This is a genomic window from Celeribacter ethanolicus (assembly GCF_001550095.1).
Taxonomy (GTDB): Bacteria; Pseudomonadota; Alphaproteobacteria; order Rhodobacterales; family Rhodobacteraceae; genus Celeribacter; species Celeribacter ethanolicus.
Window position 1 is genome coordinate 183,819 of sequence record NZ_LRUC01000018.1, and the last position, 11,642, is coordinate 195,460.

Consider the following 11,642-nt stretch of genomic DNA (forward strand, 5'->3'; position numbering starts at 1 on the left):
TTTTAAACACCGCCTAGGCTCGCCGCAAAACGGGAGGACTTTCAATGCTCAAATGGATCGGACGGCTCATCGCCGTGGTGCTGGTGATCGCAGCCGTGGTATTTTTCAGCATCGGACCGGGGATCGTGGAAAAGGGCCAGAACGGCTATGTCGCCCATGCCCCCTACCCGATCTCACCCGAAGCACAGGCCCTGCACGACCGTCTCGTGATCGGCGATCTGCACGCCGACAGCCTGTTGTGGAACCGCAACCTTCTGGAACGCTCCGACCGGGGCCATGTGGATTTCCCGCGCCTGCGCGAGGGCAATGTCGCGGTGCAGGTGTTCACCGCCGTGACCAAAAGCCCGGCGGGTCAGAATTACGAAGAAAACTCCGCAGAGGCGCGCGACAACATCACGCTGCTGAGCATTGTTGAGCTGTGGCCGGTGAAAAGCTGGTCCGATCTGACCGAGCGCGGGTTGTACATGGCCAAACGGATGCAGCGCTATGAGGACAAGGCCCCCGATCAGGTGCGCATCCTCCGGACCAAAGCCGATCTCGACGCGGTGCTGGCCGCCCGCGCTGCCGGACAACCGCTCACCGGGGCGCTTCTCGGCTCGGAAGGCGGGCATATCCTTGAGGGCGATCTGGCCAATCTCGACCGGCTTTACGCAGCGGGCTATCGCCTGATGGGGCTGACCCATTTCTTCGACAATGCGCTTGGCGGCTCTCTGCATGGCGAGGACAACAGCGGGCTGACCGATTTCGGACGCGCGGTGGTCGAGGCCATGGTCGACAAGCATATGGTGATCGACCTTGCCCACGCCTCGCCGCGCATGGCACGCGAAGTGATCGCGATGACAGATCAGCCTCTGATCCTCTCGCACACCGGCATTCATTCCCATTGCGAGGTGAAACGCAATTTCGAGGACGATCTGATGCGCGAGATCGCCGCGACCGGCGGTGTGATCGGCATCGGCTATTGGGAAGACGTGACCTGTGACGCCTCCCCCGCCGGGGTTGCGAAAACGATCAAGGCCGCCATTGATCTGGTCGGTGCTGATCATGTGGCACTCGGCTCCGATTACGACGGCTCCGTCACGGTGGAATTCGACACCTCCGAACTTGCGGCTTTGACACAGGCGCTGATGGATGAGGGCCTGAGCGAAACGGAAATCGCCGGTGTCATGGGGGGCAATATGGTGCGGATGCTGGGCGAGGTGTTGCCGCAGTAACCGTCAGTCGACGCCAATTCGCCAAAGCCGCCGCAGCGCCTCCGCCATGCTCAGGTCAGGCTCGAACGCGCCGCTGTCGAGAAACGCGCGCGTCTGCACGATGACGCGCGGGTTCTGCATCATGAACGTATGCGTGACCGGAAGCGTCAGATGCGCCGTCATGCCTTCGACCCTGGTGCTGTCGATCGACACCTTGCCGTCATCCACGCCCTCGACCACCGCCGAGAGCACCGGATTGAGCGACTGACTCCCCGCAATGACCCCAGTCTCAAACGGCACAGGCGGCAGAGTCCCCGGCAGGCCTTCGGTGCCCAGTTGTAACCCCGCGGGACCGTTGGCCGCTTGAAAGGCGGTGTATTCGCCGAACCTGTCGATGATCTCGGAGCCATGATTGGGCGCGCCAAGCATGACGACACGCCCCCACGTCAGCTCCGGGTGGTCCGCGGCGAAGCTGCGCAACAGGATCGCCCCCATGGAATGCGTCACCACATCGGGTGTGCTGTCCGGAGCACAGGCCTCGCGGGCGCTGCGCAACGCCGGATCGGCCAGAAGCGCCACCGGGGCCGCGCGCGAGGGGTAATCCTGATTGACGGTCTTGTACCCCGCCGCCTCAAGCGCATGCTCCATCACCAGCATAGAGGCATCCGTGCGCGCCAACCCGTGCAACAGGATGACGCAACGCGGCTTCGGTGCGTCCTGCGCCAACGCAGACTGGCTGACGGTCAAGGCGACGAACGTGCTGAAAACAAGGGCGGGAAAACGGGTCATATAAGAGATATGGCGATGCGCTAGCAAAGGCACAAGATCAGCCCCAAAGCCGACTTCCTCAAAACAACACGGGCGCCCGACAAGGGCGCCCTTACCAATCGTACCTCCCAGAGGAACTCCCCCCTTGCGGGTCAGGATCGTCCGGGTGTTGGCCCTTTGAGCGAGGGGGCACATGCTCCTCCGTCTCGCTTCATCCGGGGTCTCAAAGCCTCAATCGGCAGCACCCTTTCAGATCCCTTGAACCGTCTTCCCCGGCCCTGCCCCCGAACATCCCTCCACGGATCCGAGAAACCCAAGCCGGAGGCGCCGGTTATTGCGGCGGATCCTCCTTGTTGTTAGAGCCAGAAGCGTGGAACATTCTCATGTCTCCTCCTTTTCTTGCCTTATCAACACTTTAATCATAGCCCGAGTCGCGCAGATCAACCTTGATCCCGATCAAATCGCGGCTGTGAAAACCGCGTCGATCATTGCCTGCGTGCCCTTGGCCTCCTCCAGGCTCCAGGGATATGTCACACCTTCCTTCACACTCCGAACGAAGTTTTCAACCTGCACAACATATTGCCGCACGGCCGGGAAACTCTCGATCCACCGCAGCCCCTGCCCGTCCGTGATCTCGATCTCGGCCAGCCCCGCGACGCCTGCGTTGAACGGGGTTTTCACCACGATCAGCCCCTTGCGGCCATGAAACCGTGCCTCTTGGAACGGCGCCATCCGCATCGAGACATAGCCGTGATAGGCGAAGCCCGGAAACCGCGCGGAGACCTCCGCCGTGACATCGACGCCGGCCTCGCGCGTGATCTCCGCATGTGTGATCGCCACAGGCTCCTCCCCCGTCGCAAACCGCACACAGCCAAAGGCGTAGACACCAATGTCGCCCAGAGCGCCACCGCCGGTTTCGGGCCGGTTGCGGATATTGCCCGCGTCCGGGTTGTCGAAGGAAAACCCGACCTCGACCCGTTCGAGTGTCCCGATCTCGCCCGCCGCCAACAGATCGCGCAGCCGCTGCCATTGCGGGTGATGCACGATCATGAAGGCCTCGGCGCACACAAGCCCGGTCGCATCGCGCTTGGCAATCAGCGCGTCGATCTCTCCGGCCTTCATCGCAATGGGTTTCTCGCAGAGCACATGCTTGCCCGCCGCCATGGCCTTGAGGCTCCACACCACATGCAGGTGATTGGGCAGCGGGATATAGACCGCGTCGATCTCCTCCGAGGCCAGCAGGGCGTTGTAATCGGTGAACACCTTGAGATCGGGGACGAAGGCACGAAACGGCGTCGCTTTCTCCTCCGACGAGGTGGCGAGTGCGGCAAACACTGCCCCCTCCGCCTCATGGATCGCCCGCGCCATGTGATGGAGCGCAAAATCCGACGCCCCAAGGACGCCGAACCGTACCGGCTTGCTCATATTCAGCCCTCCCTTGCTGAAACGATAGCACCATCATGCGCGGAGGCGGAACAAATGAAAAGGGCGGCCCAAAGGACCGCCCTCATGTTCCGTTTTTTCAGCGCCGCTCAGGCGTTCTCAAGAATGCCCTGTTCCTTCGCCAGCTCCTGCATGCGCTTTTGCAGCTTCTCGAAAGCACGCACTTCGATCTGGCGAATGCGCTCGCGCGACACCTCGTATTTCGCCGACAGGTCTTCGAGCGTCATCGGCTGATCCTTCAGACGGCGCTCCATGAGAATGTCCTTTTCACGGTCGTTGAGCACCTCCATCGCACGGACCAGAAGCTCGCGCCGGGTTTCCATCTCGTCGCGGGCCTCGTAATCGGCGGCGGTGTTGGCGCTTTCGTCCTCAAGCCAGTCCTGCCATTGCGCGGAGCCTTCCTCGTCACTGCCCACCGTAGCGTTGAGCGAGGCATCGCCCCCCGACATCCGCCGGTTCATCGAGATCACCTCGTCCTCGGTCACGCCCAGATCGTGCGCGATCTGCTTGACGTTGTCCGGGTGCAAATCGCCCTCTTCGAAGGCGCCAATCCGGGCCTTGGCCTTGCGCAGGTTAAAAAACAGTTTCTTCTGTGCCGAAGTGGTGCCGAGTTTCACCAGAGACCACGAGCGCAAGATATATTCCTGAATGCTCGCACGGATCCACCACATGGCATAGGTCGCCAGACGGAAGCCTTTTTCCGGGTCGAACCGTTTGACGGCCTGCATCAGGCCCACGTTGGCCTCGGAAATCACCTCCGCCTGCGGCAGACCGTAGCCGCGATAGCCCATGGCGATCTTGGCCGCGAGCCGCAGGTGCGACGTCACGAGCTTATGCGCCGCCCGGCTGTCTTCGTGATCGACCCAGCGCTTGGCGAGCATGTATTCCTCTTCGGGTTCCAGCATCGGGAACTTGCGAATTTCCTGCAGATAGCGGTTCAGACCCTGTTCGGGACTGGGAGCCGGCAAATTTGCGTAGTTACTCATGTCTCACATCTCTCCCGCGTCATGCGCCATGTTATAAGGCTTAACATCTCATTTGGGAAGGGATGTTAGCGCTTTCAAGAGGCGCTGCCACGTTTTCTCATTGCGACAATTTAAACGAAAGATGACCCGACATCCGCCGCCCGACCAGCGCATTTCACCGAAATTACATGCAGATCACGCCAATGTGGTCTCTGTTACATCGGCTCAGAGCTGATCGAGCAACACCTGCATATCCTCAGGCAAAGGCGCCTCAAACCGCATGTCCTCGCCCGTCACCGGATGCACGAATCCCAACACGGCGGCATGGAGCGCCTGACGCGGGAAGGCGTCGACCGCGGCCCGCGCTTGGTCCGACAGCGCTTTGTGATTAAGCTTCCTGCGCCCGCCATAGGTCTGATCGCCCACCAACCCATGCCCGGCATGGGCCATATGCACGCGGATCTGGTGGGTGCGCCCGGTTTCCAGCCAGCATTCCACCAGCGCAAGCTGCGGCGGCGTGCCATAAAGCTCCACCACCCGCGCCCGCGTCACCGCATGACGGCCCTCGGTAAAGGACACCGCCTGTTTCTGACGATCTGTTTTGTGACGGCCCAGAAACGACGTGATGCGCAGAATGTTCGAGCCTTCGAAACTCACGCCCCTCACGCCCCGAAGGCGCGGGTCCATCGGGTCCGGCGCACCATAGACCAACGCGAAATATTTCCGCTCCACCGTGTGCTTTTCGAACTGTTTCGCAAGACCCTGATGCGCCTTGTCGGATTTCGCCGCGACCAAAAGCCCGGAGGTGTCCTTGTCGATCCGATGCACGATGCCGGGGCGTTTTTCACCTCCGATCCCCGACAGGCTGTCGCCGCAATGCGCCATCAGCGCATTGACCAGAGTGCCCGAAGGCGAGCCCGGCGCGGGATGGACCACCATGCCCACCGGTTTGTTCACCACGATCAGGTCGTCATCCTCGTAGATCACATCGAGCGGGATGTCTTCGGCCTGCACCTCGACCTCGGCGGCCTCTTCCACCGTGATCTCGATCCGATCGCCTTCGGCCACCTTGCCCTTCTGATCCGTCACCACCGCACCGTTCACCTTGATCGCCCCCTCGGCGAGCAATTTCGCCAGACGCGAGCGCGACAGCACCGCTTCTTCTGGCACATCGCGGGCAATCGCCTTATCAAGACGCTTGGGCGGTTTTTCCGCGATGAGGAAGGCGACGGTGGATACGGGCATGAGCAACCTTGAGATTGATCCGAAGGACGCGGCCCGGCTGACGCTCCTGCGACGGCTGGTCACGACACTTCTGGTGGTGATGATTGCCGGGTTTCTAGTGCTGATCGCCCTGCTTGTCACCCGTTTCCCGTCAATGGACGCGCCCGCTCCGACATCCCTGCCCTGGCCCGATCGTCTGGCCCTGCCGGAGGGCATCACCCCAGAGGCGGTGACACGCGGTTCCGACTGGGTCGCCGTGGTCGCGGGCGATGAAATTCTGATTTTCAATGCCGAGGACGGCGCCCTGCGCCAGCGTGTCTCCGTCAAAGTGTCTCCGTAAGCGCCTGACACCCCAGAAACGCACCCCGGAAATACGCCGCGAAACGGATCGCACAGAAACGCAAACGGAGAAGCGAGCGCCGAGGCCTTGCCTGACCTGCGGCGCTACTCCCCCGATGGACCGGTCACATCTGCGGACCGGCCCCTACCTTCCCCAATTCAGCTCCCGCCCGACGAGGGCAAAAAACAGGATTGGAGACATGACAAGCGCCGCATAGGCGAAACCCACGAAATAAAGATGCATTTTTTCCTCCCTTTTTGGAAGGATACCACAAATTCGCCAAATCTGCTACATTTTGTCGCAGGCCCTGCGACAGAGGGCGACACCGCCACTGACAAAGACATCGACATCGTCGCGGGTTTCAGCAGCATGCCGGTCGACAGAAGGGCATGAGAGCGTACAGGAACACCCGCAGTGGCAACACCACGAGATCAGTCAAACTGAAAGAGGAAGGGAAAGAGTGGTACCACCTCCCCGGCTCGAACGGGGGACCTCCTGATCCACAATCAGGCGCTCTAACCAACTGAGCTAAGGCGGCACTGACGGGGGATTTAACGAGACGGGCAGATGATTGCAAGAGGCAGATTGCGAGAAAATTGCCCGAGACCCGGAATCTCCCGCGCCCCTTGCGTCAGATCGGGCGAACGCGTATTTCGGGAAAGATCAAAAGGAGCCGTCATGGGTATCAATTCGGAACGCGACATCGAAGCCAATCTGCAAATCGGGCCGACCTCGCTCGGCATGGTGCGGATGTTCATCGAGGCCACCGGCGGCATCGAGATTCCGATGGATTTCGAACCTGAAGAGGCCGAAGAGATCGCCGAAGAGCTGATGGCTGCGGCGGCGCAAGCGCGGAAAATGGCGAAATAAGCCCGGCTTGACCAGCGTTGAATGCCTCCGGCGAGAATATTTCTCCCACGGAAAGTCCTTTTAGCTTTCTCCTCCGAACAACGCCGCGACGCCCGGATCGCGATAGCCCTGTAGCCGACGCGCCGCATCGCGCGCGGCCTTGAGATGCACCGATTTGCGCCGGGCGGCAGGCAATTTGTCCTCCTCCGGCATACGGATAATCTCCGCCTGATAGGCATCGGCGATGATCAGCCCCGCTTCGGGCGGCAGAATCTCCGTCGGAAAGTCGAGATCTACGGCGAAGAAATACCGGTCGCACCACGGCAGATAGCCCTGCCATTTCGCGTCCGACATGAAATCGGCGCGCGACGATTTGCACTCCACCACCCAGACCTCGCCTTTCGGCCCCAGCGCCAGAACATCGACGCGCAGGCCGCGCGCGGGCACCCATTCCTCGACACACGCGAAATCATGCGAACGCAGATGGCGGCACACGCCGCGCGCCAGTAACTGGCCGGGTTGGGCGGACGTGAGAAACGTATCGGTCATGGCCAGACCCTGCCGCAGTCTCGCGCGATTTTCAACGCCTCCCCCTTGTCGTCCTCGCAGCAAAGCCCTATCTCGAAGCCCAGGCGGGATCTGCTCTTCTCGTACACATGGGCGCAAGTCTCCGGTGGCCTTACGCAACCGAATGGGAGCTGGCTCTGTCTGGATCCTGGTCCAGTTACCTGGCGCCCACCTGATTTTTCAGGCTTCGGGAGCATACGCGCTGCTACGGATGCTGTGGTCCCCCGCCGCCTTCTTGAAGGCAATTCAACAAGACGCCCTCGAAGAGGGTCAAAACGCAAAACGCGCCCGAAAGGACGCGTTTTTCTTTGTTGTGACACTCGCTCAACGGCGCCGCGACGCCGCGACCGGGATCGGTTCCATCGCCATCAGCGGGATGTCGTCGCGCTTGCCGCCCTGCCCGGTATCTTCGCTTTCGGCCATCCGCATGATCGTAATGGCGAATTGCACGCCGGAGAACACGATGCCATTGGCAAACCACAAGACGATGACAGCAATGATGCCCGCGTCGTTATGCGTGACCAGATGCCAGAGGTTGGCGACGTTGAAGTAGAGAAGCGCGCCCACAAAAGCCGCCGCGATGGCAAAGCCGATCAGGACCTGAGTGATGTAGAGTTTCACGAGCTTCGGCATAGCAGCACTCCAAACGGGAACATATTCAAGAATCTTAGCACATGTGGCGGGATTTTCCAGTTCCATTCCGTCGCATCCCAAAACGCAAAAAACGCCCCAAGGAGGGACGTTTCCATCAGAATTGTGCTCGGAAACGCTTCGGGATGCGCTCCACGTGTTAGAATATTCGCGCGTTTTCCCTCCGCGTTAAAACGCTTCTGGGTGCGCCTCGCGGGCCATATGATCCAACACCGCATTGACGAATTTCGGCTCGCGACCATCGGGATAGAAAGCTTTCGCCACATCGACGAACTCGACGATCACCACCTTCGGCGGCGTGCGACCGGACAAAAGCTCCGCCCCTGCCGCCCGGAACAGGGCGCGAAGCGTCGAGTCGATACGAGCGATCGGCCATTTGGCAACCAGCGCCCGGTTGGTCATCTGGTCGACCTTGGCCTGATCGTTCACGGCAATCTCGGTGATCTCGTGGAACAGATCGCTGTCGCCGTCGATAAACTCGCCCTCTTCCTCGGTCTTCAGCCCGAAGAAATGGTCGTAGAACTGGCGGCGCACTTTGTCGACGGTCATATCGGCCGCTTCCATCTGAAACAGCGCCTGCACGGCATAGAGCCTTGCGGCGGATTTCATCTCGCGCTTGGTCGGCGGTTTCAGGTGGTCGTTCTCGTCAGTCATGCTTTTTTGCTCTCGTCAGGCTGGCCGGCAAGCTTGATCGCGTCGGCATGGAATCCCACGCCCTTGCTCGGAGCAGCCCATTTGCGCGAAAGCGCGATGAGATGCAAGGCCGCAGCCGCCGCGCCGCCACCTTTGTTCTGGCCTTTCGCCTCGGCGCGGACCACCGCCTGATCGCGGTTTTCGACGGTCAGGATGCCGTTGCCGATGCAAAGCCCTTGCAGGCCCATCAATTGCAGCGCCCGCGAGCTGTCGTTGCAGACCGTGTCGTAATGGGTGGTCTCGCCGCGAATGACACAGCCCAGCGCCACATAACCGTCGAAATTCGATAGCTTGTCGGCAATCGAAATCGCCGTCGGCACTTCGAGCGCGCCCGGAACCTCCACGAGATCCCAGGTCCCGCCCACGGCCTCAACGGTCGCCTTGGCCCCCGCCACCAACTCGTCGGCGATGTCCTTGTAATAGGGCGCCACGACGATGAGGAGTTTCACTGGCTGATCGAAAGACGGCAGCTCGAGCGTGTAATGCTGTTCATTGGCGGCCATGGGCTCAGTTCCCTTCCGTGATCTTGCGCGTGCCGGTGATTTCGAGGCCAAAGGCCTCAAGCCCCGGTGCTTTCGGCTGCGGGCTGTCGCTGACGAGGATCAGCTTGTGCAGACCGAGTGCGGCCAGAATTTGCGCCCCCAGCCCGTATTGCCGCAGCGTTTGCGGCGAGGCCTCGCCCTCTTCAACCATTTTCATCGTCGTGTCGCGCAAAAGCACGACCACGCCGCGGCCCTCTTCGGCAATCACCTCCATCGCGCCTTCCATCTCGCGCGAGGTGCGCCCGATGCCCAGCACGTCTTCGAGCGGGTTGAGGTTATGCACCCGCACCAGAACCGGCGCGCCATCGGTGATGTCGCCTTTCGACAACACGATATGCTCGGCGCCCTGAAGATCGTCGGTGTAAATCTGCATGTCCCACTCACCGCCGAAGGCCGAGGTGACCTTGCGCGACGCGGATTGCGTCACGAGGTTGTCGTGGCGGCGACGATAGGCGATCAGGTCGGAAATCGTGCCGATCTTGAGATTGTGTTTCTGCGCAAAGCCCACGAGATCGGGAAGGCGCGACATGGTGCCGTCTTCGTTCATGATCTCGCAGATCACCGAGCTGGGCAGAAGCCCCGCCAGACGCGCCACATCGACACCGGCCTCGGTATGGCCTGCACGGACCAGAACGCCGCCGTCGCGCGCGCGCAGCGGGAAGATATGGCCCGGCGTTGCGATGTCGGCGGCGTTTTTCGACGGGTCGATGGCCACGGCAACGGTGCGCGCGCGGTCATGCGCGGAAATGCCGGTCGACACACCCTCCTTCGCCTCGATGGAGACGGTAAAGGCGGTTTCGTGCCGTGAAGAGTTGTTCGAGGCCATCATCGGCAGGCCCAGCGCGTCGATCCGCTCGCCGGTGAGCGTCACACAGATCAGACCGCGCCCGTAGGTGGCCATGAAGTTGATCGCCTCGGGCGTCGCCATTTGCGACGGGATCACCAGATCGCCCTCGTTCTCGCGATCCTCATGGTCGACGAGGATGAACATCCGCCCATTGCGGGCGTCTTCGATGATCTCCTCAATCGGGGAGATGGCGTCTTGGTAGCTGACTTGCGTTTCGGACATGGTAATCTCGGCGGGCCTTCTGGGACTTCGGTCGCTTCCCGATACAGCTTTGCGCGGGCAAAGGCCAGCCTCATGCCACGCACAATCGCCAAGCATTTCTGCGCAATTCGCACGGCTCTGCGCAATTCGCACGGCAATTCGTGCTCGCGCCCGCTCAGCCGCCGAAAAACACCGGCGCGTCGATCCGGCCGGCAAGCTTGCCCGCCTCGACCCATTCCGCCTCAAACGGCGCTTCCGAGACCAGAACAAGCCCATCCCGCGGAAATTTCGGCCCCAAAAGTTCCGCCAGAGCGGCGCGTTGTTGCTCCCATGGCGCATAGGGGCGCGGCGCACGCCCGGCCCGGTCCACCGCGTCAAGCTCTTCGATCAGCTCCGGCACCAGCGGATGATGCGCCGCCACGATGCATGCGGCTTTCACCTCTGCCAACTTGTCGGCAAAGGCCGGGTTCATCCGATCTCCCAGCCGCACAAGCCGCAGCGCATTGGAGGAAAACAGAAATCCCACCACATCGCGCCCCGTCGAGGCCCGGATCGAGGCATAGGATTTATACGGCAGGCCAAGTTCCTCGGCCCGGCGCACACGCATGCGGATCACTTCGATGGGCAGGCTCTCGCCCATCAGGCTCTTGCGCGCCTTATTCCAGACAAAGCGACGATAGCTCACGCCCGGATCGAGCGCGGGACCGCCGTTGTGGCCCACACCATGGAGCGGGGCGCTCATACCTGCCACTCCTGCAAACGGGCGACGTAGCGCGCCAGCGTGTCGATTTCTAGGTTCACCTTGTCGCCCACCTTGGCCACGCCCCAGGTCGTCACCTCCTGCGTATGCGGAATGACGTTGATGCCGAAAGAGCAGCCCTCGACCTCGTTCACCGTCAAAGACGTGCCGTTCAGTGCCACCGAACCTTTCGGCGCGATGAATTTCGCCAGCGCCTCGGGAGCTTCGAAGGTAATCCGCGTGCTGTCGCCCTCATCCTTCATCGCCGTGATCACCGCCACGCCGTCGACATGGCCGGACACGATATGCCCGCCCAGCTCATCGCCCAGTTTCAGGGCCCGTTCGAGGTTCAGCCGCTTGCCGACCGTCCAGGCACCGATATTGGTTTTCGACACGCTTTCGGCAGAGATTTCCACGTCGAACCAGTTCTGCGGATCAGTCCCAAGCGCAATCACCGTCAGACACACCCCGTCGCAGGCAATCGACGCGCCGATCTCGATCCCGTCGACATCATAGGCGCAGCCGATCCGCGCCCGCAGATCGCCGCGTTTTTCCAGTTCCAGCACGGTACCGACATCGGTGATGATCCCTGTGAACATGACGCCTCCATGCGTTTGTTG

The 11,642-nt window shown here is 61.4% G+C and carries 14 protein-coding genes and 1 tRNA gene; 3 read left to right on the forward strand and 12 right to left on the reverse strand.

Annotated elements, in window-relative coordinates:
- The first annotated feature begins 44 nt into the window (after positions 1-44).
- Entirely contained in the window at positions 45-1,214 is a 1,170-nt protein-coding gene (locus NH195_RS08790) for a dipeptidase (protein WP_066705649.1), read from the forward strand.
- Between the two features lie 3 nt (positions 1,215-1,217).
- Here NH195_RS08790 and NH195_RS08795 read toward each other — a convergent pair whose 3' ends face one another.
- The 4 genes from NH195_RS08795 to NH195_RS08810 all read right to left on the reverse strand — a co-directional run bounded on the left by NH195_RS08795 (position 1,218) and on the right by NH195_RS08810 (position 5,614).
- Entirely contained in the window at positions 1,218-1,982 is a 765-nt protein-coding gene (locus NH195_RS08795) for an esterase/lipase family protein (protein ID WP_066705852.1), read from the reverse strand.
- 435 nt (positions 1,983-2,417) lie between these two features.
- A complete protein-coding gene (locus NH195_RS08800; RefSeq protein ID WP_066705650.1) occupies positions 2,418-3,386 on the reverse strand; it encodes a Gfo/Idh/MocA family protein in 969 nt (322 codons plus the stop codon).
- A gap of 107 nt (positions 3,387-3,493) precedes the next feature.
- Positions 3,494-4,390 (reverse strand): RNA polymerase sigma factor RpoH, encoded by an 897-nt coding sequence (gene rpoH, locus NH195_RS08805; RefSeq protein WP_066705652.1) that lies wholly within the window; start codon positions 4,388-4,390, stop codon positions 3,494-3,496.
- Positions 4,391-4,594: 204 nt separating this feature from the next.
- Positions 4,595-5,614 carry an RluA family pseudouridine synthase gene (locus NH195_RS08810; protein ID WP_066705654.1) on the reverse strand — a complete coding sequence of 340 codons (1,020 nt, stop codon included), beginning with the start codon at positions 5,612-5,614 and terminating at the stop codon, positions 4,595-4,597.
- Here NH195_RS08810 and NH195_RS08815 point away from each other — a divergent pair.
- Positions 5,613-5,933, forward strand: a complete 321-nt coding sequence (locus tag NH195_RS08815) for a DUF6476 family protein (protein ID WP_066705656.1) — start codon at positions 5,613-5,615, stop codon at positions 5,931-5,933. The genes NH195_RS08810 and NH195_RS08815 overlap by 2 nt on opposite strands.
- Positions 5,934-6,394: 461 nt before the next feature.
- On the opposite strand, the gene NH195_RS08820 is transcribed toward NH195_RS08815, so the two are convergent.
- Positions 6,395-6,471, reverse strand: a tRNA-His gene (locus NH195_RS08820).
- A gap of 140 nt (positions 6,472-6,611) precedes the next feature.
- Between NH195_RS08820 and NH195_RS08825 the strand changes: the two genes are divergently transcribed.
- Entirely contained in the window at positions 6,612-6,803 is a 192-nt protein-coding gene (locus NH195_RS08825) for a DUF6324 family protein (protein ID WP_066705658.1), read from the forward strand.
- Positions 6,804-6,863: 60 nt separating this feature from the next.
- Here the strand turns inward: NH195_RS08825 and NH195_RS08830 are convergent, their stop codons facing one another.
- The 7 genes from NH195_RS08830 to NH195_RS08860 form a co-directional block, all read right to left on the reverse strand.
- Positions 6,864-7,331, reverse strand: coding sequence for an MmcB family DNA repair protein (locus NH195_RS08830; RefSeq protein ID WP_066705660.1), 468 nt, complete (start codon positions 7,329-7,331; stop codon positions 6,864-6,866).
- A 342-nt stretch (positions 7,332-7,673) separates the two neighbouring features.
- Complete coding sequence (locus NH195_RS08835; RefSeq protein ID WP_066705662.1) at positions 7,674-7,982, reverse strand: hypothetical protein; 309 nt, start codon at positions 7,980-7,982, stop codon at positions 7,674-7,676.
- Between the two features lie 186 nt (positions 7,983-8,168).
- Positions 8,169-8,654 (reverse strand): transcription antitermination factor NusB, encoded by a 486-nt coding sequence (nusB, locus tag NH195_RS08840; RefSeq protein ID WP_066705665.1) that lies wholly within the window; start codon positions 8,652-8,654, stop codon positions 8,169-8,171.
- Positions 8,651-9,196, reverse strand: a complete 546-nt coding sequence (locus NH195_RS08845) for a 6,7-dimethyl-8-ribityllumazine synthase (protein WP_066705667.1) — start codon at positions 9,194-9,196, stop codon at positions 8,651-8,653. Before NH195_RS08845 ends, nusB begins: the two co-directional genes overlap by 4 nt.
- A 4-nt stretch (positions 9,197-9,200) precedes the next feature.
- Positions 9,201-10,304 (reverse strand): 3,4-dihydroxy-2-butanone-4-phosphate synthase, encoded by a 1,104-nt coding sequence (gene ribB / locus NH195_RS08850; RefSeq protein ID WP_066705668.1) that lies wholly within the window; start codon positions 10,302-10,304, stop codon positions 9,201-9,203.
- Between the two features lie 154 nt (positions 10,305-10,458).
- Positions 10,459-11,025, reverse strand: coding sequence for a hypothetical protein (locus tag NH195_RS08855; RefSeq protein ID WP_066705671.1), 567 nt, complete (start codon positions 11,023-11,025; stop codon positions 10,459-10,461).
- On the reverse strand, positions 11,022-11,621 hold the full coding sequence (locus NH195_RS08860; protein WP_066705854.1) for a riboflavin synthase: 600 nt from the start codon (positions 11,619-11,621) through the stop codon (positions 11,022-11,024). The genes NH195_RS08855 and NH195_RS08860 overlap by 4 nt, the downstream gene beginning before the upstream one ends.
- Between the last annotated feature and the right edge of the window lie 21 nt (positions 11,622-11,642).